We start from the raw sequence: 24,908 nt of genomic DNA on the forward strand, positions 1-24,908 counted from the left end.
TGTCTGCTTAATGGGTGGCAGTATGAGCAACACGGGTTAAGACGGTGTAAATTTTTTTGGCATCGCTTGGTGTTCCGCGCAACTCGTAATCGGCCAAAAAAGGCGCGTCGAATTCCTTGGCGTAGCGTTTGGCGGTCAGACAATATTGTTCATTGAAATTGCGGTTGCCAGAACCGATGATGCCTAGACAAAGCTTGGCATTGTCGCCTTCTGCCAGATAGTCACCCATGGCATTGGTCATCAGTTCCTTGACGCCGTTATCAATGCCGTTACCACCATCGAGATAGGTGGGTACCATCACAAAGAACGGTTTCGTTTCGCCGTCACTTTGCGTCGCCTCGGAAATTTCTTTTAGAACAATCGCTGGATTTTCCGGATTCTGATCATGTTGGGTTTGCGCATATTCGGCTAGACGTTTAGCAAATGCGCGCGTGTTACCTGAAATTGAAATAAATAAGATGCGAATAGGTTCAGTCATGTGGCCTGCCTCTTTCATTAGAGTTTTGAAAATAACAATGATGCGGCTGATCGTTAAGGTGAGCTGGTTAGAAAAAGAAGTCGCGGTGCTGTCACTGATAGCGCCGCGACTCTTTTTAATGAAATGGATCTGATGCAATCAATGCTTGTTGCCAAAATGAGCTGATTTGCAACATTAGAACTCTTGATAGACCGCTGGATCCTGATTGTTTAAGCGTCCATCTGATTTAGTTAATGCGTCAATCGCAGCCATTTCTTCTTTAGTCAGGCTGAAATCAAAAACATCGAGATTCGTGCGCTGGCGGGAAAGATGGGCAGACTTTGGAATCGGGAGAATGTGGTGTTGAAGATCCCAACGCAAAATAACCTGGCCAACATTCTTGCCATGGGTTGCGGCGATCTGTTTAATCGCTGGTTCTTGCAAAACCGCTCCCCGCCCTAAAGGACTCCATGCGACCGTTTGAATATTGTGCGCGTCATCGTACTCGCGTTGTTCTTGCTGATTGAAATAGGGATGTAATTCAATCTGGTTGACTGCTGGCGTGACCCCGGTTTCCTTGATGAGCCGGTCAATATGCTCAGGCAGAAAGTTTGAAACGCCAATAGACCGGATCAGTCCGAAGCGTTGGGCCTGAATCAGCGCTTGCCATGCTTCTAGATAAAGATCCTCTTTCGGATTCGGCCAGTGAATCAAATAAAGGTCGTAGTAATCTAAACCGGCTCGATATAGGCTTTCTTCGATGGTATCAATCGCCTCTTGATAACGATGGTGGCGTCCCGGAAGTTTAGACGCAACAATAAGCTGACTACGTGGGATCCCACTTTGACGCACTGCTTCGCCCACAGCACCTTCATTTTCATAATTAAAGGCTGAATCCAACAAGCGGTAACCCAGATTAAGGGCCCCAACCATGGCTCGAACCCCGTTAGTCCCGGTTAATTTATATGTGCCAAAACCAATGGCTGGTAAAACATTGCCGTCGTTTAATGTATAGTGCATTTGAGAAACCTCCTTGTGAAGTTGTGACCCGATGCAACATCGAATAAATACATGTGAAAGTGAGGTTGCCAACCGGCGCCAACACCAGCAATCATACGGCGAAAAGCGATTTAGGATGATGGCTTAATGATGACCGACATGCATCACCATTAAGTGTAGTCCAAATGTCAGGAAGCGTACAAGTCATGATGACGCTTCGTGTATAATAGGGCCAGATGCGAGGGAGGGGATCCACACGAGAACACAACAATGGCGAGGCGTCTCCCGTAGTTGGTTTGCATTATTTACGCTGATCTTTTGGGTACTTCTTTTTGTTGAAGCCTTTAGTACCGGTATGATGTTGACCATTGGGACACCCGCACGAACAGAGCAAATCGTTGTTAAAAGCCAAGGTCTGCAACAACTCACGGATACTTTAAACCATGATCTGGTAACAACGGCGAACCAAAATGGCGCTGCTTTGAATAGTGACACTAAACTGGTCACCCTTGATGACACTCAGCGGCTTGCCGTTAAAATGATCACTGCCAGTGCAGCTAACCAAACGCATATTTCACTGGCAACCATTAAAGAAAGTCTGACGAGTCGGCTTCAGACAGCGGCGAAAAATCAAGGTCAAAATTTTGACGATCAAAAAGTGTTGGCGAGTCTCAATGCCAAACTTGAATATGAAATCAATGAGTCAATCATGGAGCAAGGCTGGGGGCTTATTTATCCGTTGTTGGTCCTTATGACCCAGACAGCGGTGATTGTAGCCGCGATTTTGCTGGTGATTGTTCTGCTCATTATGTTAAAAACAGCACACTCATGGCGGCGGTTTATGGCCGTTGTTGGGCGGTCGACTTACGCAATGGGTTATTTTGGTGGTTTCATAGCGATTCTTGTAACTGCGAGTCCATTGTTAGGCATGATTAGTACGCGGGCACCGTTAAATACGCAATTAGCGAGTGATTTAATTCGGGCATACTCACCGCTATGGCAGCGAGTGGCAGGTTGGACCATTGTCGTTGGTTTAATCATTGCGGCAATTAGCCATTTCTTACCACGTCCTGCCTTGCTTGCAGATGATTCGGCGAACCCGGCAGCAGAAAGGTAGGTTCCATGAAACGAAACAACTGGATTTGGTTGGGCTTACTTGGCATGGTTCTGGTTGTCAGTGCAGGTTGGTATTGGTTCCACAACCAGTCTGCCAACACATCCGATCAGGAGCAGGCGTCGATTGGCAAAACCGCAACGCTTTATTTGCATGGCTATTCCGGTGGTGCCGGGTCGACCAACACGTTAATCCGTCACGCTAAACAGGCGGGAGCAACCAAAGTCCTTATTGCAACGGTGAGTAAAAACGGGAAAGTCAGTTGGCTTGGGACGCCTCATCATGTTCGTAAGCCAATTGTGCAAGTGGTCTTTGAAGACAATCGCAATCCGGATGCTGTGAAATGGGCTGATTGGCTGGCGACGGTTAATCGTCAGCTTTACCAACGTTATGGTGTGCGCAACGTTAACTTTGTCGCCCACTCAATGGGAAATATGGCGGTGATGTTCTATGCAATTCGCAATCAAGACCAGCAAAAACTACCCAAAATAAACGCCTATGTTGCCATTGCCGGGCATTTTGACGGCATCATTGGTATGGGCGATCAACCACATCAAATCAAGTTAACTGCTAACGGCTATCCATCCCCGTTAGACGAAAATTATGCTGAGTTGGCTCGGATGCGCGATCGTTTTCCAAAAGGGGTTAAGGTGTTGAATATCTACGGTGATCTTCGCGATGGTTCCGATTCGGATGGGCGGGTTAGCAACAACTCATCGCGATCGTTACGATATCTGGTTAGCCCACGCGCAACCAGTTACCGGGAAAGAGAATACTTCGGTCGCGATGCCCAACACAGCGCATTACATGAAAATCCTAAGGTCGCCCAAGCGGTAGATGCTTTTCTCTGGTGAGACTCACGGTTAGGTGCGATCGTATGGTGACACAACAACGCGTCCACCAAGAAAACTGGCCATATAGACATCACCGGGTTCGTATCCTTGCTCTGCCAAGCGATCTTTAAGCCATTTCTCATCATGGTCAATGGCGTCAAGTGCGGCCGGGTCAATTTGTCCATCTAAAATGAGTGGATATTTGATGGTTTCATCGCCTTTTAAAATGACGTTTAACTGGCCATTTTGTTCAAGATAAGCCTGGCGAACATCGCGTAAATCATTGACGCCGGCAGCTCGTAGTTTATAAGCAAGGTCGTTAGCAGACAAGCCTACCTGTGTGGCGGTATCCACTTTGATTTGACCATGTTGAACGACTAATAACGGTTCGCCATCAATCACCCGTTTGAGCCAACGATTGTGGTTCGTCAGGTATTTAGTGCTGAAAACGATTAACGTCCAGATCAGCAGCACGTTGACAAACTGCAACAGACCGATATCGGTATTATAAATAACGCCGCCGATGATGCCGCCAAGAACGTAATTCTGCATTTGATCGACAATGGTTGCCGGTGCAAGATTACCTTTACCGGTGAGCTTGATTTGCGCGATGAAGACAATGAAGCCCAAAAGCAGCTTCATTGCCGTCACAAAGTATGGATCCTGAAAAAGTCGCATATGAATCTCCTTATTTAGTGATGAACTGAGCTTTTGGCACAATCAAGGTCGTTTTAGATAACTGGTAACTGTTATTATCGGCATTAATTGTGACGGTGTACATTTCTTTTGTGGAGCGGCCGATGGTGATCAGCATGCCGGTGTGAACAGTATTGCTGTTGGCATAAAGCTGGCGGGTAGCGACATGCTTTTGGGTTGCCACGCTGCGTAACAGGGTGGCAACGGCTTGGGAATCAGCATTGGCCGTTCGACTAGCCTGAAGATCGCGAACTTGGATGCCGATGGTCAGGAGTTCAACTAAAGCAACTAGCACCAAAAGATCGCGGTATTTGTTACTGCGTTTGTGGCGTAAAAAGTACAGAAGATAAGCAATAATAAGCAAGGCACCGATTAAAATAATGGTATAACGTAAGGTGCTTTGCCAACTGTTCTGCTGGGTTAGCACGGAATAAGCAAAAAAGGTAGTTCCCATAGTGCACCTCCATGAATCATGGTCTGATCAAATCATAACAAGAATAATAGCGAGGGTGAAGTTGTTCTTGACATGGCTTATCGCGGTGTTATGATGAATTCAATTTATGACAAACACATTGCTTTGCGGAGAAGAGTAACCGAAGCGCAGATCGACAGCGAGCCTGGACAGTGTGAGCAGGTGATCGGCTAATCGGTGAAGATGAGCTCCAAATAGCTTTTCAGTGGTTCACGCCATTGAAACGGGTGCACCCGTTATGATGCCAGGTATCAGTTTTGGTACTGTTGAGGTGTTAATGTTAAATTAACACGAATAAGGGTGGTAACGCGCACCGTCGCCCCTTGATCGGATTCGATCAAGGGGCTTTTTTCGTCCCGTGACGGCTATGACTTACCGCATCAGTCGAGTGTGTTGCATAAAGGTACCGACTAGTTGGTTGTTTCATTGCTGCGTGTTGTCAGTGGTGAAATATTAATTTGTAGTTGATTTTGCGTAGGCATCCATTTTTGAATGTGATGGTTATTCAAGACTGTAGTGCGTTTGCCATGACGCGTTTATAGGGCTAGAGATCTGACCTACACTCCGGTTTCTAAGCGGCCCTGTTCACGCTCACTTTCTATAACGCGTTCACCGGCGCAGGGGTCTGCGTGTAAGGACCTCAGCCGCAATGGCCAAAGCCCGGCCATCACGTCTGAGGCCGCTTACACTCCGACCCCTAAGCGCGCCGGTTCACGCTCACTTTCCATAACGCGCTCCCCGGCGCAGGAGTCTGCGTGTAAGGACCTCGAACGCAATGGCCAAAGCCCGGCCATTCCGCCCGAGGCCACTTACACTCCGACTCCTAAGCGCGCCGGCTCGCGCTCACTTTCTTTTAGGAGGGTTTCACATGACAGAAGAAGTTCAAACCAAAGCCCCTTTTCGTGCTGATTTAGTTGGTAGTTTGCTGCGTCCGGAGCGGTTGAAGGTTGCTCATCAGCAGCTTGGGATCGGTGAGATTCAGCAGGATCAGGAGCTGGCGATTCAGCATGAAGCCATCAAACATATTGTTAAAAAGCAAGTCGAACTCGGGTTTAATGCCGTTACTGATGGTGAATTCTCGCGGCGTTATTGGCACCTAGACTTTTTCTGGGGCCTGAATGGTTTCGAAAAGGATGATGCATGGAAGTATGAACGGGACTTTAAAGGTGGTATCAACGCTGCTGCCAATGTTCATCTTGCCGGTAAGGTTGGTTTCAATCCCGATCATCCCTTCTTTGCCGCCTTTAACTATCTCAAGAGCATTGTGCCTGCCGGGGTCTTGCCGAAGCAAACGATTCCTAGTCCAGCGCTGTTGTTTAGGGATCATCGCAGCGATAACTGGTCGAAGTACTATGCTTCTTTTGATGATTATTTAGCTGACGTGGTGCAAGCATACGTGGCAACTATTGAGCACTTTTATACTTTGGGTGTCCGTTACTTGCAGATTGATGATACGAATTGGGCTTATCTGATTCAAAACCTAAAAGATACAGAGAACGACCCGAAACGACACCAGCATTTTGTCGACTTTGCCAAGCTGGCGCATCAGGTCATTAAAGCAGTGTTAGTTCGATTACCTGAAGATTTGACCGTAACTTCGCACATTTGCCGCGGAAATTTCCAGTCGACTTTCTTATTCTCGGGCGGCTATCAGTATGTTGCTGATGAAATTGGCGACTTGCCTTATGACGGATTGTTCCTTGAGTATGACAGTCAGCGTGCCGGTTCGTTTGAGCCATTACCGCAGCTGTGGCAAGGCGATACCAATAAGCGGATTGTGTTAGGGTTGATTACGTCGAAGTTTCCGGAGTTAGAAGACGAGGAAAAAGTGATTGAACGTATCCATGCTGCGACTGCTTATGTGCCACTGAGCAACCTGGCTTTGTCCACCCAATGTGGTTTTGCGTCAACTGAAGAAGGCAACAAGCTGACCGAAGATGATCAATGGGCGAAGTTGGCCTTGGTTCAGCGTATTGCGCATCGGGTTTGGGAAGATGCTTAACAGAAAGCCGGCTAGACTCAAAATTTTTTGACCCTATTTGGCATGATGTCATGTCATTCCCAGATTTTTTTCACACCGGTGGGATTGTGTTATATGATGAGTAGGTAAGCTATTGAGAAGGAGATCCTTAATTTATGGCAAAAGTTGAAAGCTTTACGTTAGATCACACTGCAGTTAAGGCGCCTTATGTCCGGTTAATTACCACCGAAAAGGGCCCGAATGGCGATGAAATTTCTAACTATGATTTACGCTTGGTTCAGCCAAACACCGCTGCGATTGATACTGCCGGGTTGCATACAATTGAACACTTGTTGGCATCATTATTGCGCGATCGCATGGATGGCGTGATTGATTGTTCACCGTTTGGCTGCCGCACCGGCTTTCACTTGATTACCTGGGGAACACACAGCACCACGGAAGTCGCCAAAGCGCTGAAGTCCAGCCTTGAAGCGATTGCTAACGATATTACCTGGGATGATGTACCCGGTGTTGACATCAAGAGTTGTGGCAACTACAAAGATCACAGCCTGTTTTCTGCTAAAGAGTGGGCAAAGTTGATTTTGAGTCGCGGCATTTCTAACGATCCATTTACCCGGCAGGTTGTCTAATCTAACGAGCATTGATTAGAACCAAAAATGGCACTGCACAAGTTCGAATAGCGAACCTAGCAGCGCCATTTTCATGTCACCATGTTTAACTGAATAGATCAATCAACCACCGGCCACCATATAGCAAACTCATGCTATAGGCGAAGATGGTAATGGGTTTGCCGAGTATAATAATCCAGAAGAACCTGGTGAAGGTCATTTTGGTGAGACCGGCGAGCAAACATAGCACATCATCTGGGGCAACCGGCAGCACAATGGCAAGCGTAAACAGGTGATCAAACCGGGTCTGATTCTTAGTGTAGCCGATGTATTTTTCATAAGTTTTTTCCGAAATTAAATACGTCAGCAGGGGCTTGCCAAAACGGCGGGCAAGAAAAAAGTTAATAAAAGATCCGATCGCGATGCCGATGTAGTTGTAGAGAAAACCAAACCACGGGCCAAAAAGAATCACACCTGCAGCGGTACTGATGCCGCCTGGAATGATGGGAATCACGACCTGGATAACTTGAATGACAACGAAAAATAAAGCTCCGGTTAAGCCGAGTCGGGCGATGTAACTTTGTAAAACCTTGACATCAGAAAGAATCCCTAGATCGTACCAATAAATAGTGACGATGACTAAAGCGATCACAACGATCAGGGTGGCAAGATTGATCAAATGGCGGACATTTTTTGGAGTCATAACGTTAAGCCTCAGAACGATTTATCATCAAGAAAAGTTCTATGCTACAATGAGTCAAGCGTACCAAACATATGTACTGAATGGAGAGCTTATGTACGAATACTTTGAAGGCACAATTCAGGCCGTAACGCCGGCGTACATTGTCATTGATGTCAATGGCATCGGATTTCGCCTGCTGGTAGCCAATCCATACGATTTTGAAGCGGGAAAGCAGACCCGGATTTATGTGCAACTCATCATCCGCGAAAATGATCAAACACTTTACGGATTTGAAACGGCAGCGGATAAACGAACTTTTAACCAGTTGTTATCCGTCACCGGCATTGGTCCGAAATCAGCGTTGGCAATTTTGGCAAATGTTTCAAGTGGTGGCCTAGCAACTGCCATTGCCCAAGATGATGTTAAATTTTTGACCAAGTTTCCGGGCATCGGTAAGAAGACGGCCGCTCAGATTATCCTGGATCTAAAAGGCAAAATTACGACCGATGCTCAACCGGCTGCCGCAACGATCATGCCGACCGCCGATCAAGTAGCGCCGGAGCTGGCAGATGCCTTGGCTGCACTGGTTGCCTTAGGATACACCCAACGCGCGGTTGATGGCATTACCGATGCTTTGAAAGCCTTTGACGCCACGACGACCGATGCTTATCTGCGTGAAGGTTTACGCTTGTTGAGCGGACGAGCATAACGTTGATTATACTGGAGCAGCAGGACATCGACAACGGTAAGACTTTTTCAGACAATATAGAAGGGGCGTGAGTTTTTGCCAGACGCAAACAAGGATCGGTTAGTTTCAGGCGACATTGATGATCTGAATGAAGCACAAATTGAGAAAAGCTTACGTCCACGGCGGCTTGCTCAATATATTGGTCAGGATCGGGTTAAACATCAGCTGACCGTTTATATTACTGCGGCCAAGCAACGTGAAGAATCCTTGGATCACGTTTTGTTATATGGACCGCCGGGATTAGGCAAAACCACGCTGGCACTGGTGATTGCCAACGAAATGGGTGTGAATATCCGTACCACTTCCGGACCGGCCATTGAAAAACCAGGTGATTTGGTCGCGTTGCTGAATGAGTTGCGCCCCGGAGATGTGTTGTTTGTCGATGAAATTCACCGATTACCAAAAATTGTTGAAGAAATGTTGTACTCGGCCATGGAAGACTTTTATATTGATATTGTCGTTGGCCAGGGTCCGACTGCCCATCCGGTTCATTTTCCCTTGCCGCCATTTACCTTGATTGGGGCCACAACGCGAGCTGGTATGTTGTCGGCACCATTGCGCGATCGATTTGGCATTAGTGAACATATGGCGTATTATTCGCCTGATGACTTAAGTGAGATTGTTAAACGCTCGGCGAATGTCTTCAATATGGCGATTGATGCAGAAGGTGCTTACGAGATTGCGCGGCGGTCGCGGGGAACGCCGCGGGTTGCCAATCGCTTGTTGAAGCGTATTCGAGATTTTGCTGAAGTTGCCGGCAAGAGCCCGGTTGACTTGGCAATGGTCGATCATGCGCTTGATCAGTTGCAGGTCGATGCCCAAGGGCTTGATCAGATTGATCGCAAGTTATTAACCTTCATGATTCGTGATTACCAAGGCGGACCGGTTGGCTTATCAACGATTGCTGCCAATATCGGTGAAGAAATGGCCACGATTGAAGAGATGTATGAACCCTACCTGTTGCAAATCGGGTTCTTGAAACGAACTCCTCGCGGACGCATGGTGACCCCTGCTGGCTTTGCACACATGGGGATGACGATGCCGCAATCCTCAGACGAGCAGTCGCCATCAAAAAACAACTAAATGAAATGAATGGAAGCGAACAAGTTGCAAGACAAAAAACGTTATCGGCGCGTAGAAAATAAAGATTATCAACTTTCGGATTTTGATTATGACTTACCGCATGAATTGATCGCCCAAACACCGCTGAAAGAACGCGATGCCAGCCGTCTGTTGGTTTTAAATGCTGATACTGGCGCGATGCAGGATAAGCATTTTTATGACATTCTGGATTATTTTAAACCAGGCGATGCGTTGGTCATGAACGACACACGGGTTATGCCGGCACGACTTTATGGTGTCAAACCGGAAACCGGTGCCCACATGGAAGTGCTATTACTTAATAATACTTCCGGCGACGACTGGGAAACTTTGATGAAGCCAGCGCGCAAGGCACCAGTCGGGACAGTGATTGATTTTGGTGACGGGTTGTTAAAGGCGACGGTCACCAAAGAGCTGGAACATGGCGGACGGATGATCCATTTTGATTACGATGGCATTTTCATGGAAATTCTTGATAAGCTCGGTGAAACGCCGCTGCCGCCTTACATCAAAGAAAAACTTGAAGATCCGGAAATGTATCAAACCGTTTATTCCAAAGAGCTAGGATCAGCAGCAGCGCCAACTGCCGGATTGCATTGGACGAAAGAGTTATTGCAAAAGGTGCAGGATAAGGGCGTTAAGCTGGTTTATCTGACGCTGCATGTCGGTCTTGGAACATTTCGGCCGGTGGTAGAAGAAAATATTGAAGCGCATAAGATGCACAGCGAGTTTTATCGTCTGACACCGGAAGCAGCTGCAACTTTGAATGAGGTACGCGATAACGGTGGGCGCATCATTGCTACTGGAACAACCTCAATTCGAACCCTTGAGGCGATTGGCACTAAATTTGATGGTGCTATCAAGGCGGATTCCGGTTGGACAGATATTTTCATTAAGCCTGGGTATCAGTGGAAAGTCGTGGATGCCTTTATCACCAACTTTCATTTGCCAAAGTCAACCTTGGTGATGCTGGTGGCTGCGTTCACAGGCCGGGATACGATCTTGAACGCCTACAAACACGCCATTGAAGAAAAGTACCGATTCTTTAGCTTTGGCGACGCGATGTTCATTTATTGATGATCGATCATGTGACCCGCTACTGTCTGCGGGTAGTTTACGCCATTGATCGTCTCTGAAGGTATATAAAAACCGGTTTGCGCGTTTGCAAACCGGTTTTTATAACGGACGGGATCACATCAACACATACCAACAGACATGTCTCGATTTTTCTTTTAACGCATCGCTGCGTGGAACAACGTATTCATAGACGATCACAATGGCCAGGTCAAAACCCGGGAAGTGCGAAAACTACGGTAACGGTGATCCCGTCCTTACCTTTATTTTAACAGGAAAAACCAGTAGAAAAAAGGATAAAGCTCGGTGATCGTGGGGCAGTGCTTTATAAGAAAGTTGGTTATCATTTGCTGGACAGGTTTCATTTGTGAACAGGCCTGCAGCTTTTGAGCGAGTCACTTACTTTTAAATCACAAGTAACTCTGTTAAACTGGCATAACGAGAAAATGGATAAGCGGTGCTGCGAGGGCATTGCTGTGAATAAGGAGTCTGTATGGAACCAGCAGTTAAATATCGTCTCATTCATCAAGATAAGCATAGTGGTGCCCGGTTAGGTGAATTGATCACACCGCATGGAACTTTTCCAACGCCGATGTTTATGCCGGTGGGAACCCAAGCCAGCGTCAAAACAATGGCGCCAGAGGAATTGGACACAATGGGAGCAACGGTTATTTTAGCCAACACCTATCATTTGTGGTTGCGTCCCGGTCCGGATTTAATTGAAGAAGCCGGTGGATTGCACCGTTTCATGAATTGGCACAAGGGAATTTTGACGGACTCAGGCGGTTTTCAGGTCTTTTCGCTGGCAGATACCCGGCATATTACGGAAGACGGGGTCACCTTCAAGAATCATCTGAATGGCGCGAAAATGTTCCTATCACCAGAAAAGGCGATTGCGATCGAAAACGCGTTAGGGCCGGATATTATGATGAGTTTGGATGAGTGTCCGCCGTTTTTTGAAAGTTATGAATATGTCAAAAAAAGTGTTGCGCGTACCAGTCGCTGGGCTGAGCGGGGGTTAAAAGCGCATAAAAATCCGGATTGGCAAGCGCTGTTTGGTATTGTTCAAGGAGCCGGCTTCAAAGATCTTCGTGAACAAAGTGCCAAAGACTTGGTAAGTATGGATTTTCCGGGATATTCAATCGGCGGCTTGTCAGTCGGTGAGTCCAAAGATGAAATGAACCATGTTTTGGACTTCACCACACCTTTGCTGCCAGAGGATAAACCGCGGTATTTAATGGGTGTTGGTTCGGCTGATGCCTTGATTGATGGGGCATTGCGCGGGATTGATATGTTTGATTGCGTCTTGCCAACCCGAATCGCACGAAATGGGACGTGTATGACCAGTCGCGGGCGTCTTGTCATCAAGAATGCCAAGTATGCCCACGACTTTGGCCCGCTTGATCCTAATTGTGATTGCTATGCTTGCCGCAATTACAGTCGCGCCTACATTCGCCACTTGATCCATGTTGGCGAAGCATTCGGTATTCGGCTAACAACCTACCACAATCTTTATTTCCTTTTACACCTCATGCAGCAAGTACGTGAAGCCATTGCCAACGATGATCTGCTTGCCTTCCGCGAAGATTTTTTTGAAGCTTATGGTTATAACAAGGAAAAGGCGAAGAATTTCTAGATTGTTTGGAGCATGGTCCGAAATTCTGTTACACTGTTGAATGACAAACTAAAAAAACAAGAGGTGCCTAAATTGGGAAATGGTAATGTTTCAATGATCGTTCTGCTGGTGATCTTTGTAGCGTTCATGTACTTTGGCATGATTCGCCCACAAAAAAAGCAGCAACAAAAGCGTCAGGAAATGCTAAGTCAGTTAAAAAAAGGTGATCCGATCGTTACAATTGGCGGCCTGCATGGTGTGATCGATTCAATTGATCAGCAAGCAGGGACCGTTGTGATTGACTCAGACGGTATTTATCTGACATTCAATTTAAATGCGGTTCGCGGCGTTGCTTCACGTCCGGCAACCCCAACCCCGGCTCCAGCAGCAAAAGCCGAAGCCACCAACACAGATGAACAGCGTGTGGCTAAGGAAGCTTCTGATACTGCGGCCAAGTCCGATGATCAACCGGCTGCTGCTGACAGCGATGCCAAAGCAGACGATGACAAGCAGGCTTAAGGTTAAAGATTAATGATGTTAACAGAGAGACCGGTTCTTGACCGGTCTTTTTTTACGGCCATAAGTTCAAAAAGATACAAAGTGAAAAACGTTGGATTCCCCTGACAAATCAGCTTTAACAGTGAACAAGCGAAATTTTCGTGAAAAAGTTCACTAAAATTGTTTACAAAATCACAAGGACAAGGTATGATGTTCTTGTGAAATGGTTAACAAAAATTCTGCGAAATGCTTGGAGGTAAGCTCATGCTTAAGAATACTGCGAAGGCTGCTACTGAAGTTGATGTGAAAGGCATGATTGATGAACTGGTTGCCAATGCGCACTCGGCTTTGAAGATCATGAAGACTTTTGATCAAGAAAAAATTGATCATATTGTTCATCGTATGGCAATTGCCGGGTTGGATCATCATATGGAATTAGCGAAACTCGCTGTTGACGAAACCGGCCGTGGTGTTTGGGAAGATAAAGCCATTAAAAATATGTTTGCCACTGAAGAAATCTGGCATTCGATTAAGAACAACAAGACCGTTGGCGTTATCAATGAAGATAAACAACGCGGCTTGGTATCCATCGCCGAACCAATCGGGGTTATTGCCGGGGTAACGCCGGTGACCAACCCGACATCAACCACGATCTTTAAATCCGAAATTTCCATCAAGACCCGTAATCCGATTATCTTTGCTTTCCATCCGGGTGCACAAAAGTCTTCAGCGCGTGCGTTGGAGGTCATTCGGGAGGAAGCTGAAAAGGCCGGATTGCCAAAAGGGGCCTTGCAGTATATTCCGGTTCCAAGCATGGAAGCAACTAAGACACTGATGGATCATCCCGGCATTGCCACGATCTTGGCAACCGGTGGCCCTGGCATGGTTAAGTCAGCTTATTCATCCGGCAAACCGGCCTTGGGTGTTGGCGCAGGGAATGCACCGGCATACATCGAAGCAAGTGCCAATATTAAGCAGGCTGTTAATGATTTGGTCTTGTCCAAGAGTTTTGATAACGGTATGATTTGTGCTTCCGAACAAGGGGCCATCGTTGATTCCAGCATTTACGATGCCGTGAAGAAAGAATTTGAAGCCCAAGGTGCCTATTTTGTCAAACCTAAGGACATGAAGAAGTTCGAGAGCACGGTTATTAACCTTGAGAAGCAAAGTGTCAATCCTCGAATTGTTGGCCAAAGTCCTAAGCAAATTGCTGAATGGGCAGGGATTCAAATTCCTGATGACACGACCATCCTGATTGCCGAATTAAAAGACGTTGGCAAGAAATATCCGCTTTCTCGGGAAAAACTGAGCCCGGTTTTGGCGATGGTTAAAGCCGATGGTCATGAAGATGCCTTCAAGAAATGTGAAACCATGTTGGATATCGGCGGCTTGGGACACACCGCGGTGATTCACACAGCTGACGACGAATTGGCATTGAAATTTGCTGATACCATGCAGGCTTGCCGTATCCTGATCAATACACCTTCTTCTGTTGGCGGTATCGGGGATCTCTACAACGAAATGATTCCTAGTTTGACGCTGGGCTGCGGCTCCTATGGCGGCAACTCGATTTCGCACAATGTGGGGACGGTTGACTTGTTGAATATCAAGACCATGGCAAAACGGCGCAACAACATGCAATGGATGAAATTGCCGCCAAAGATTTATTTCGAAAAAAACTCGGTTCGCTATCTGGAACACATGGAAGGCATCAAGCGCGCCTTCATCGTTGCTGATCGTTCAATGGAAAAGCTGGGTTTCGTCAAGATCATTGAAGACGTTTTGGCTCGGCGGGAGAATCCGGTACAGGTTCAGACGTTCGTGGATGTTGAACCTGATCCATCAACCGATACGGTCTTCAAGGGAACCGACATCATGCGGTCGTTTGGTCCGGATACCGTGATCGCGATTGGCGGTGGTTCTGTAATGGATGCAGCCAAGGGTATGTGCTTGTTCAACGATGCTGGCGATGCGGACTTCTTCGGTGCCAAGCAGAAATTCCTGGATATTCGGAAACGGACCTACACTTTCCCGAAGCTGAATAAGACCAAACTGGTTTGCATTCCGACGACTTCCGGGACCGGTTCTGAAGTGACACCATTTGCGGTTATCACTGATTCCAAAGCAGGGATCAAATATCCGTTAGCTGATTATGCTTTGACGCCAGATATTGCGATTGTGGATAGTCAGTTTATTGAATCAGTACCGCCAGTAGTTGTGGCTGATTCCGGGATCGATGTTTTGTGCCATGCAACCGAAAGCTATGTATCAACCATGGCAACCCACTATACGAAGGGGCTGAGCCTTGAAGCAATCAAGCTAGTGTTTGAAAACCTCGAAAAGAGTTATCATGGCGACATTGCGGCTAAGTCAAAGATGCATGATGCTTCTACCATTGCAGGGATGGCGTTTGCCAATGCCTTACTGGGGATTAACCACAGTATTGCCCATAAATTAGGTCAGGCGTTCCACTTACCACATGGACGCTGCATCGCCATCACTATGCCACACGTTATCCGGTTCAATGCTAGTCAACCAAAGAAACGTGCAATCTGGGCCAAGTACAGTTACTTCCGTGCTAACGAAGACTATGCAGAAATTGCCCGCTATCTTGGGCTGCCAGGAAAGACCACCGATGAATTAGTAGAAAGCTATGTTCAAGCCTTCATTAAATTGGCACATAGCGTCGGGATCAAGTTAAGCCTGAAGGATCAGGGGGTTCAGAAAGCGGATCTGGACAAGCAAGTTGATCGCCTTGCTGAACTTGCTTATGAAGATAACTGCACGGTTACCAACCCGCAGGAACCATTGATCAGCGATTTGAAGCACATTATTCTCGATGAATATGAAGGAACAGATTCAACATTCTAAGTACGCACATGCTAATCATTTCACGATGATCGGCAATTGTTCATCAGATAAACCGTTTGCGTCGGTCGTCATTAAACACGTCAAGAAATTGACGTGTTTTTTTGTGCAAGTCATGGCATAATGTAGTACAGTGACTGCAAATTAAAAGTAAGGATGTAAAATGACACCGAATAAAGAGGATTATCTTAAGTTGATTTTTGAGATCGGCGGCGATACCGAACTGGTCTCTAATAAGCAAATTGTTGCGGGGATGCATGTCTCTGCTGCCTCGGTCAGTGAGATGATCAATAAACTGGGCGAAGAGAAGCTAGTAGCACACACGCCTTATCAAGGCATCCAGTTGACATCGGCTGGGCGAAAAAAGGCGGCCATCTTAGTGCGCAATCATCGTCTCTGGGAAGTCTTTTTAGTTAAGTGCTTGAAGTATCCTGCCGACGCAGTTCATCAGGAAGCTGAGAAATTGGAACACGCCTTGACGCCAGAAATGGCAAAACGTTTGGCGGCCATGTTAGGCAATCCTCAATATTGCCCTCATGGCGGTGTGATCCCTGATGCTGACGGCCACTATATTCAGCAGAGTCGCGTCACTTTGGGAGCGATGGAAGTCGGCCAAAAGGGTCATATTGAACGGTTGATCGATGAGGTTTCATTGATTGATTACACTGTCAAACTTGATTTGCGCCTTGATGACGTCTTTACGGTAACCGCCAAAACGTTGGATGCAGTTGTCATCAAACTAGATCGAACTGGAAAAGAATTGGCAGTCGATGCTGATCGCGCTGCTCACATATTTGTTGAATTGTAATCAAGACTTGGGAAAGCAGGGTCATATACATGCCAGAAGAATCGCGCGCTGTGATCATTATTTTCGGTGGGTCAGGAGATTTAGCTTCACGAAAGCTTTATCCTGCATTGTTCAATCTTTATCGCCGCGGAGTGCTTGCTGAACACTTTGCAGTTATCGGAACTGCCCGCCGACCATGGAGCGACGAACATTATCACGAAGTCGTAGCAAATGCTGTTGCAGGTGCACATGCGGATGCTAAACAGGTGCACGCCTTTGCCCAGCACTTTTTCTATCAAAGTCATGATGTAACCGATGCAGATCATTACATCACCTTGAAAAATCTTGCGGCAAAGCTGGATGATCAGTTTGCAGTCGGCGGTAATCGCGTCTTTTATATGGCTATGGCACCGGACTTTTTTGAAACCATTGCCAGTCATCTTAAGTCAGAACATCTGTTGACGGATGCCGGATTCAATCGTTTGATTATTGAAAAACCGTTTGGACATGATTATGCTAGCGCCAAAGCATTGAACGATTCGCTGACCGCGACGTTTGATGATGATCAGATTTTTCGAATTGACCATTATCTTGGCAAGGAAATGATCCAGAACCTACTGGCGTTCCGGTTTGATAATGCCATTTTTGAGGGTGTCTGGAACAAAGACTTTATTGACAACATTCAGATCACGTTATCTGAAGCTGTCGGAGTAGAGGAACGTGCCGGCTATTATGAAAAGGCGGGTGCGTTGCGCGACATGGTTCAAAATCACGTGATGCAAGTATTGTCTTACTTGACTATGCCCAAGCCTAAGTCGTTTACGGCAACCGATATTTTAACGGAAAAAGATAAGGTGTTTGCTGCGTTAAGGCCTTATGATCTGGCAGCAGCAAAGGCTAACTTTGTGCAGGCACAATATGTGGCGGCGCAAATAGATGGCAAAACGGTTCCTGGTTATCGCCAAGAGGAAGGGGTCGCACCGGATTCGCAAACGCCAACTTTTGTCGCAGGCAAGATTTTGTTGGATATGCCACAATGGCAAGGCGTACCGATTTATATTCGAACCGGCAAGCGACTGACCCGTAAATCGACTCAAATCACGTTAACGTTCAAACCGGTGACCGCGCCGTTATTTAGTCAAGCAGAAGCAAGCCGCCCGGATAGCCTGACGATTTACATTGAACCGAGCGAAGGCTATTCCCTGCAGCTTAACGGTAAAGCATTGGGAACGGGTTTTGACGTTGAGCCGGATGAGTTGCGCTATCGCCACGACCCGACAGCGGCTGCAGCAGCTCCGGAGGCCTATGAACGTTTAATCAGCAATGTGCTGGAAGGCGATCAGACAAACTTCACGCATTGGTCTGAATTATCCGCTTCATGGCGATTTATTGATGCCATTCAGGCGGCATGGTCCCAGGAAACAACAATGCCAACTTATCCAGCGGCAACAATGGGACCAAAGGCGGCATTTGACTTACTTGAACGCGATGGCCGCGAATGGTTCTGGCAACCACGGCGCGTCCAGCTAGCTGATTGATGATGATACTGAACAAAGGGACGGAGACCAATAAAAGGTCAAAGCCTCTTTTTTTTAAGTGAGCGCGAGCCGGCGCGTTTAGAAGTCGGAGTGTAAGCGGCCTTAAGCGTGATGGCCGGGCTTTGGCCATTGCGCTTAAAGTCCTTACACGCAGACTTCTGCGCCGGGGAGCGCGTTATGGAGCAGAAAAGCCAGCGCGGTTAGAAGTCGGAGTGTAAGCGGCCTTAAGCGTGATGGCCGGTCTTTGGCCATTGCGCTTAAGGTCCTTACACGCAGACTTCTGCGCTGGGGAGCGCGTTATGGAGCAGAAAAGCCAGCGCGGTTAGAAGTCGGAGTGTAAGTGGCCTTAAGCGTGATGGCCGATCTTTGGCCATTGCGACCGAGGTCCTTACACTCCGGCTCCTGCGCTGGGGGAGCGCGTTATGGAGCGGAAAAGCCGACTTCTGCGCAGGAAAGCGTGTTATGAAGCGCAAGTCCGACTTCAAGATTTGTTGAAACGTGTCAAGGTTCCGGGGAGGTGAGCAAACACATGGCGTTATTCGAATTACCCTTACAAAACGATACGTCACGTAAAATTATTCATCTAGACATGGATGCGTTCTACGCTTCGATTGAAATGCGGGATAATCCGCGACTACGCCATAAAGCATTGGTGATTGCTCGTGATCCGCGGACAACCGGAGGCAAAGGAGTGGTCACCACCGCAAATTATGTTGCCAGACGTTACGGCGTCCACTCCGCCATGCCAGCCAATGAGGCGCTACAGTTGGTGCCACGTAAGGAACTCGTTTTTAAAACTCCGGACTTTCCCAAGTACAAAGCGGTGTCGGCACAGATTCATACTTTATTTCATCAGGTGACCGATTTAATCGAGCCGGTTGCGTTTGATGAAGCTTATCTTGATGTTTCAGCTAACCATGCTTTTCCCAGTACGATTGCGCTCGCATTGTGGCTACAGGATCAGATTAAACAAGCCACCCAGCTAACGAGTTCAATTGGCATTTCATATAATAAATTTATTGCTAAACAGGCGTCTGATTATAATAAGCCGGTGGGGCGGACCCTAGTGTTACCCGAGCAGGCATTGCTGTTTTTGGATCGTTTGCCTATCAAGCAGTTTCGAGGTGTCGGCAAGAAGACACTACCAAAACTGACTGATCTTGGCGTCACAAACGGCAAAACGTTACGGGCATTGTCGCAGGATCAGTTATTAACTATGTTTGGAAAAATGGGGTTTATTTTATATCAACATGCGCGTGGTGTTGATAATCGACCAGTTGCCGTGCATACCGCTAAATCGATTGGTAAGGAACGAACATATGGCACGCCATTAACGGATGCCACGGCAGTTGAGACCCAATTGCGGAAGCTGGCGGCGATGGTGGTAACTGCTTTGAATCAGAAGGGAATGCATGGCAAAACGGTGGTATTGAAAGTCAGAGACGTTGACTTTGTGACCCAGACGAAACGATTGACTCAGGACCATTATTTTGAGGGTGAACAAGCCATTTATACGGCTGCGTGGCAACTTTGGCAGGAAGTTAAACTGACCAAGCTAGCCATTCGACTTTTAGGGATTACGGTCACCGGACTTGACCCTAAGCAGTATGAAAATATTGATTTGCCGTTGTAGAGAGGGATGTGCTGTCTAAAAATGGTTCCTAAGCGTATTAGCTTAGTTAGAGTTATGTGTATGGCAAACAAAGAGGCATCAGTTTAGACGATTCCAGCAGCAGTGCGATAGGTCACCTTGTTCGAATATTAGGATAGAAAGCAAGAGCTGGCGGAGCGGTGGCGGGCTCAGTGGTGCCCACCACTCTAGCTACGCGGTCGCCAGCCTGCCACCGCGGAGCCAGCTCGGAGTAACGGAAATCACTTAATTAGAGTAGAACCGAGAAAAAGTTGACACTTACGCCGGTTCACGCTCTGTTGAAACGCGTTCGCCAGCCCAGAAACCTGCACATAAGGACCTTGGTCGCAATGGCCAAAGAGCGGCCATCACGCCCAAGGCCGCTTATGCTCCGGTTTCTAACCGGGCTGGCTCACGCTCTGCTGAAACGCGTTCACCGGCGCAGGAGTCGGAGTGTAAGGACCTCGAACGCAATGGCCAAAGCCCGGCCATCACGCCCGAGGCCGCTTACACTCCGACTCCTAAGCGCGCCGGTTCACGCTCTGTATTAGTACACTCTCACCCTATGGTATACTAACGATAGATTGCAATGAGGTGATGGTATGGCGACAAAGCATGAGCAGATTTTGGATTATATTGCAAATTTGGCGGTTGGTAAGAAAATATCGGTGCGTTCGATTGCCAAGCATTTGAAGGTGAGCGAAGGTACTGCTTATCGTGCGATTAAGGAAGCGGAAAATACTGGTTTTGTTTCGACAATTGCACGGGTTGGTACCATTCGAATTGAGCAAAAACCGTTAAATCCAATTGAATCCGTGACGTTTAAAACCTTGGTTGATTTGATTGACGCTAAAGTTTTAGGCGGGCAGGCTGGTATGGACAAAAAACTCGATAAGTTTGTGATCGGGGCCATGACACCGGCTGCTATGCGTCCATACATTACGCGTAATTCGTTATTAATTGTTGGTAACCGTGAAGACGCTCAGCGATTAGCACTTGAAGACGGAGCAGCGGTTCTGATTACCGGGGGCTTTGAAACAAGTTCCGCGATTATTGCGCTTGCTGATGATCAGCAATTACCGGTTTTACAGACGGCTTATGATACATTTACAGTTGCAACCATGATTAACCGCGCGTTGTCTGATCAGGCGATTAAGCAAGACATCTTAACCGTTGCCGCTATTTATACGCCCCTTTCACAAATCGAAACGATTGGCGTGGAGGCAACCGTTGGCGATTACCTGGCAATGACAGATCCCCATTATCCGCTCCCGGTTGTGACGCGAAACGGACGCTTGGTCGGCTTAATGCGTCCGGCACTGGCAGCTGGCAAGAAACCGACTGTGCCAATCGAACGGCTAATGCAAAAAGATCCGCAAACTGTCAAACCATATTTAAGCGTGACGACTGTCGGCCACACGATGCAGGATAATGGCATGAACGCAATGCCGGTTGTCGATGACAGTTGGAATCTTTTAGGTATCGTCACGCGCAATGCTGTCTTTTCCAGCTTAACCGGGATTGCCCATAGCCGTGAACTGACCAATACGATTGCTGACCAGGTGAGTGCACAGTTAACGGCTATTACCCCGCAAAAGCCATATGGTGGTGGGTTTGAGCTCAAAACAGTGCCGGCGATGACCAATACGCTGGGGACGATGAGTTTTGGCGTCCTTGCTGAAGCCATTAATAGTTGCACGACTCGCTACTTGCACGATACCGGGCGCCGGAATGTTTTGGTTGAGGGCGTTAACCTGACCACTTTTCGACCGGTTCAGTTGGAGAGTATTGTGACTGTTTTATTGCGGGTGCTTGAGCTAACGAGACACGATGCGACTTTGGACGTGGACGTTCTCAGTGATGGCGTTCAGGTTGCCAAGGCAGTTGTGACTTGTCAGCTATTAGAAAGGAATTGATCAAAAATGATCCAGACCGATATTATTAACGCTATTAAAGCCAATAATCCAATTATTATTCATCGCCACATCAATCCTGATCCTGATGCGCTAGGGTCACAGGTGGGGCTGGCAGAAACCATTCGTGCCAGTTTTCCGGATAAACAGGTTTATCAAGTCGGCAGCGATACTGGCAATTTAAGTTGGTTGGCTGAAGAGCAAACAATTAAAGATGATGTTTATCAAAATGCGTTGGTGATTGTCACCGACACTGCTGATACGCCGCGCATTTCGGACAGTCGGTTTAATCAAGGCAAAATGCTCATTAAAATCGACCATCACCCCAACGATGATGCTTACGGCGATCTCGTCTGGGTCGACAATCAGGCGAGTTCAGCTTCTGAATTGATTTATGATCTCATTGCTGCCAGTGACGGAGTTTTAACGTTGTCCGACAAAGCAGCGCGGTTGCTTTATGCCGGAATTGTTGGCGATACCGGCAGATTTTTATTCAACAATACCACCCCGCATACACTGCAGGTTGCTGCTGAACTGATCAAAAAAGACTTCGATCCGACTGCCATTAACAATCGGATGAATACCGTGACGCTGGGGCAGGCGCGTTTGCAGGGCTATGTTATTGATCATTTGAAAATCAGTCCGGCTGGTGCGGCTAGCGTGACGGTACCGCGCACGGCAATTAATGACCTGCATTTAGCTGATGATCAGGTAAGCGCGGTTGTCGGCACTCCTGGGCGGTTAGACACGGTGGTTGCATGGGCCGAGTTCATTGAACAGGCAGAAGGCGGTTATCGGGTTCACTTACGGTCTAAGGGTCCGATTATTAACGGCCTAGCTAAGGAACATAACGGTGGCGGCCATCCACTGGCAAGCGGAGCCAAGGCGGCCAATTTTGACGAAATCATTCAAATCGAAACGCAACTTGATCAATTAGTTAGAGACTTTTCAACAACAAGAAAGTAGGCATTATGGACAATCAATTCAAACAATACCAACTCAAGCCTTTTGTGATTGCCGGCCTTGACGCCATGGGGATTACCCAGCCGACGCCGATTCAAAAAAAGGTGATCCCTGCGTTGCTGCGTGGCGAGAACCTGGTAGGTCAAAGCCAGACTGGTAGCGGTAAAACCCATGCTTTTTTGGTCCCATTGCTTAGCCTGGTAGATCCAAATGAAGACGCGACCCAAGTTGTGATTACGGCGCCATCGCGGGAACTTGCCAATCAGATTTATGCAGTTGCCCAACAATTGACGCAAACCGAACCAGCAATCCGGATTAGCCGTTTGGTGGGCGGGATGGATAAGCAAAAGCAGATTGATAAGCTGCAGGCGCATCAACCGCACGTTGCAATTGGCACACCTGGCCGAATTTTGGATATGATCAAGCGCTATGATCTTGTGCCAGCATCGGTTCGTCATTTTGTCGTGGATGAAGCGGATATGACTTTAGACATGGGCTTTTTGGAAACCGTTGACGCCATTGCTTCAAGTTTTCCCGAACATTTGCAGATGGCCGTTTTTTCCGCGACGATTCCGCAAAAGCTCGAACCGTTTTTGCGCAAATACATGGATCATCCGACCGTGATTGAACTCAAGCCACAATCGGTTATTGCCGATACCGTTGAGAATATTTTAATCGCAGCAAAGGGGCGCGACAAAAACGAGCTGATTTATCAGTTAGTGACGATGGGCCATCCGTTTTTGGTGTTGATTTTTGCTAATACGAAAACCAGTGTGGATGCCATTCATGATTATTTGAAACATCAGGGACTCAAGGTTGCCAAGATTCATGGCGGGGTTCAGCCTCGGGAACGGCGGCGAATTATGAAGGAAGTCGCTGACCTTAAGTATCAGTATGTAGTTGCCACTGATTTGGCTGCGCGAGGAATCGATATCAAGGGGGTATCGATGGTGATTAATGCCGAGATTCCGCGCGATCAGGAGTTCTTCATTCACCGGGTCGGGCGTACTGGCCGCAATGGTTTGCCAGGGACAGCGATTACGTTATATGAGCCGGGCCAGGAAGATCAGATTGCTGAATTGGAACATATGGGCATCAAATTTAAGCCTAAGACCATTCAAAAAGGTGAACTGGTTGACACGTACGATCGTAATCGCCGGGTTCAGCGCAAGCCTAAGCAAGAGGACACGAGCCTTGCCATTCGCGGCTTGGTGAAAAAAGCGAAACAAAAGCATATGCCAAACTATCGTAAGAAGATCCGGACAGCAGTGTTATTGGAACGCAAGCGCAATGCCAAAGTTGCGCGGCGTCAAGCCTTGCTAGCCGAGAAACGCAAGCACCGTAAACGAGGGTGAGAACATGGCCGTAAACGAGTTGACGTTACCGACATGGAATAGCTTGGATGAAAAAAGACAACGATTTATTTTCCAACAGTTGACCCGCTACTTTTTGAGTCCGTTACTGACAGTTGATGAGATTCGACCGGTGACTGCTACTTTTTATGGGCAGACGTTGCATACTTTTGAAGCCATGATCGGCGGCGAATGGGTGCGGTTGATTCCGGGGATGGCCCAAGTTACCCTAGGTTTTCATGCGCAGCAGCAAGAACAACTGGCTTCTTACATGCAGCAGAGCGGTTTGACTGTAACGGACTTAACGCAGGCTTTGTCGCCGCAACGGGAAGTCGCTATGCCGCCTATGCTGGTTGCGACTAAAGCTACGCCGGCAAATGAGGAGATCTTAGGGCGGATTAGCCTGACGACTCGTATTTTCAAGGGTAATCACATGCGCTATGCTGCGATTCGCGCGCAGGTGTTGCGCTTGTTGGATCGGCAAGGCAGCCTTGATCCTTTTGCCCAAAGCGGTTGGGCGGCGAGCTTGACCAGTGGCAACATTAAATTACGACTTGCCAGCGCTCATCATTATCAAGTGAGCATCGTCAAGTCCTGGCAAAAAGCGGATTTGATCAAGTCGCTGAGTTTTTTTGGCTTTCGATTGCCGACTCAGGATCAGTATGAATATTTACAAAGCGGCGGCCGGCAAAGTCTGTTTGCGTTTGGCAATACCTTGCCGCCGCAGTTACCGCGTTATTTGCCGAATCCATTTGGTTTGACGATTCCGGTTGAACGTGCGGGTAGTGAACTGATTGCGGAAGATATTCAAAAAAGCACAGTGTTACCCGCACAGCCGTCAGCAAAAGCAGCGTTGGCATTGTCGCCGTTTTATCAGGCAGAAGGTGCCGATGACCTGACCGTTGCCAGTTATCGGCGGGTTGCGACAGTTACGGTTAATTAAGAAGGTAGACATCTGGTGTCTTGAAACATGACGAAT

Annotated in this window: 22 protein-coding genes; 17 read left to right on the forward strand and 5 right to left on the reverse strand. The window is 47.6% G+C overall.

Going from position 1 to position 24,908, the window contains the following annotated elements; translation table 11 throughout:
* Positions 1-7: 7 nt before the first annotated feature.
* Positions 8-478, reverse strand: coding sequence for a class Ib ribonucleoside-diphosphate reductase assembly flavoprotein NrdI (nrdI, locus tag EL173_RS03705; RefSeq protein ID WP_005705470.1), 471 nt, complete (start codon positions 476-478; stop codon positions 8-10).
* Positions 479-652: 174 nt separating this feature from the next.
* Entirely contained in the window at positions 653-1,477 is an 825-nt protein-coding gene (locus tag EL173_RS03710) for an aldo/keto reductase (RefSeq protein ID WP_005685491.1), read from the reverse strand.
* Between the two features lie 334 nt (positions 1,478-1,811).
* On the opposite strand from EL173_RS03710, the gene EL173_RS03715 reads away from it, so the two are divergent.
* Both EL173_RS03715 and EL173_RS03720 read left to right on the forward strand, forming a co-directional pair.
* Positions 1,812-2,573, forward strand: coding sequence for a hypothetical protein (locus EL173_RS03715; protein WP_014569300.1), 762 nt, complete (start codon positions 1,812-1,814; stop codon positions 2,571-2,573).
* Positions 2,574-2,578: 5 nt separating this feature from the next.
* Positions 2,579-3,424 carry an alpha/beta hydrolase gene (locus tag EL173_RS03720; protein ID WP_015764302.1) on the forward strand — a complete coding sequence of 282 codons (846 nt, stop codon included), beginning with the start codon at positions 2,579-2,581 and terminating at the stop codon, positions 3,422-3,424.
* Between the two features lie 9 nt (positions 3,425-3,433).
* On the opposite strand, the gene EL173_RS03725 is transcribed toward EL173_RS03720, so the two are convergent.
* Together EL173_RS03725 and EL173_RS03730 are read right to left on the reverse strand one after the other, a co-directional pair.
* Positions 3,434-4,081: a DUF421 domain-containing protein gene (locus tag EL173_RS03725; protein ID WP_015764303.1), complete on the reverse strand. Its 648-nt coding sequence runs from the start codon at positions 4,079-4,081 to the stop codon at positions 3,434-3,436.
* A 10-nt stretch (positions 4,082-4,091) separates the two neighbouring features.
* Positions 4,092-4,553 (reverse strand): DUF3290 family protein, encoded by a 462-nt coding sequence (locus EL173_RS03730; protein WP_005705496.1) that lies wholly within the window; start codon positions 4,551-4,553, stop codon positions 4,092-4,094.
* 886 nt (positions 4,554-5,439) lie between these two features.
* On the opposite strand from EL173_RS03730, the gene EL173_RS03735 reads away from it, so the two are divergent.
* Together EL173_RS03735 and EL173_RS03740 are read left to right on the forward strand one after the other, a co-directional pair.
* The gene (locus EL173_RS03735; protein WP_014571184.1) at positions 5,440-6,573 is read left to right on the forward strand and encodes a vitamin B12 independent methionine synthase; all 1,134 of its coding nucleotides are present in this window, start codon (positions 5,440-5,442) and stop codon (positions 6,571-6,573) included.
* Between the two features lie 134 nt (positions 6,574-6,707).
* Positions 6,708-7,181: an S-ribosylhomocysteine lyase gene (locus EL173_RS03740; protein ID WP_005685498.1), complete on the forward strand. Its 474-nt coding sequence runs from the start codon at positions 6,708-6,710 to the stop codon at positions 7,179-7,181.
* A gap of 85 nt (positions 7,182-7,266) precedes the next feature.
* Here EL173_RS03740 and EL173_RS03745 read toward each other — a convergent pair whose 3' ends face one another.
* Positions 7,267-7,863 carry a TVP38/TMEM64 family protein gene (locus tag EL173_RS03745; RefSeq protein WP_005691972.1) on the reverse strand — a complete coding sequence of 199 codons (597 nt, stop codon included), beginning with the start codon at positions 7,861-7,863 and terminating at the stop codon, positions 7,267-7,269.
* 91 nt (positions 7,864-7,954) lie between these two features.
* Between EL173_RS03745 and ruvA the strand changes: the two genes are divergently transcribed.
* From ruvA to EL173_RS03820, 13 genes are all read left to right on the forward strand, one after another.
* Complete coding sequence (ruvA, locus tag EL173_RS03750) at positions 7,955-8,551, forward strand: Holliday junction branch migration protein RuvA (protein WP_005685501.1); 597 nt, start codon at positions 7,955-7,957, stop codon at positions 8,549-8,551.
* Between the two features lie 75 nt (positions 8,552-8,626).
* The gene (gene ruvB, locus EL173_RS03755) at positions 8,627-9,673 is read left to right on the forward strand and encodes a Holliday junction branch migration DNA helicase RuvB (protein WP_005685502.1); all 1,047 of its coding nucleotides are present in this window, start codon (positions 8,627-8,629) and stop codon (positions 9,671-9,673) included.
* Between the two features lie 9 nt (positions 9,674-9,682).
* Positions 9,683-10,768 (forward strand): tRNA preQ1(34) S-adenosylmethionine ribosyltransferase-isomerase QueA, encoded by a 1,086-nt coding sequence (gene queA / locus EL173_RS03760; protein ID WP_005691975.1) that lies wholly within the window; start codon positions 9,683-9,685, stop codon positions 10,766-10,768.
* A 490-nt stretch (positions 10,769-11,258) separates the two neighbouring features.
* On the forward strand, positions 11,259-12,401 hold the full coding sequence (tgt, locus tag EL173_RS03765; protein ID WP_005691977.1) for a tRNA guanosine(34) transglycosylase Tgt: 1,143 nt from the start codon (positions 11,259-11,261) through the stop codon (positions 12,399-12,401).
* 93 nt (positions 12,402-12,494) lie between these two features.
* On the forward strand, positions 12,495-12,899 hold the full coding sequence (gene yajC, locus EL173_RS03770; protein ID WP_029778475.1) for a preprotein translocase subunit YajC: 405 nt from the start codon (positions 12,495-12,497) through the stop codon (positions 12,897-12,899).
* 243 nt (positions 12,900-13,142) lie between these two features.
* Positions 13,143-15,749 (forward strand): bifunctional acetaldehyde-CoA/alcohol dehydrogenase, encoded by a 2,607-nt coding sequence (gene adhE / locus EL173_RS03775; protein WP_005714490.1) that lies wholly within the window; start codon positions 13,143-13,145, stop codon positions 15,747-15,749.
* A 160-nt stretch (positions 15,750-15,909) separates the two neighbouring features.
* Entirely contained in the window at positions 15,910-16,554 is a 645-nt protein-coding gene (locus tag EL173_RS03780) for a metal-dependent transcriptional regulator (RefSeq protein WP_005685509.1), read from the forward strand.
* A gap of 29 nt (positions 16,555-16,583) precedes the next feature.
* Positions 16,584-18,071, forward strand: coding sequence for a glucose-6-phosphate dehydrogenase (gene zwf / locus EL173_RS03785; protein WP_005691988.1), 1,488 nt, complete (start codon positions 16,584-16,586; stop codon positions 18,069-18,071).
* A 529-nt stretch (positions 18,072-18,600) separates the two neighbouring features.
* A complete protein-coding gene (gene dinB, locus EL173_RS03800) occupies positions 18,601-19,704 on the forward strand; it encodes a DNA polymerase IV (RefSeq protein WP_005693235.1) in 1,104 nt (367 codons plus the stop codon).
* A gap of 599 nt (positions 19,705-20,303) precedes the next feature.
* Positions 20,304-21,617 carry a DRTGG domain-containing protein gene (locus EL173_RS03805; protein WP_005685512.1) on the forward strand — a complete coding sequence of 438 codons (1,314 nt, stop codon included), beginning with the start codon at positions 20,304-20,306 and terminating at the stop codon, positions 21,615-21,617.
* 6 nt (positions 21,618-21,623) lie between these two features.
* Complete coding sequence (locus tag EL173_RS03810; protein ID WP_005691989.1) at positions 21,624-22,580, forward strand: DHH family phosphoesterase; 957 nt, start codon at positions 21,624-21,626, stop codon at positions 22,578-22,580.
* Positions 22,581-22,585: 5 nt separating this feature from the next.
* Positions 22,586-23,932, forward strand: a complete 1,347-nt coding sequence (locus tag EL173_RS03815; RefSeq protein ID WP_005712623.1) for a DEAD/DEAH box helicase — start codon at positions 22,586-22,588, stop codon at positions 23,930-23,932.
* A gap of 4 nt (positions 23,933-23,936) precedes the next feature.
* The gene (locus EL173_RS03820; RefSeq protein WP_005691994.1) at positions 23,937-24,872 is read left to right on the forward strand and encodes a hypothetical protein; all 936 of its coding nucleotides are present in this window, start codon (positions 23,937-23,939) and stop codon (positions 24,870-24,872) included.
* Positions 24,873-24,908 lie beyond the last annotated feature (36 nt).

The organism is Lacticaseibacillus rhamnosus, from assembly GCF_900636965.1.
Taxonomy (GTDB): Bacteria; Bacillota; Bacilli; order Lactobacillales; family Lactobacillaceae; genus Lacticaseibacillus; species Lacticaseibacillus rhamnosus.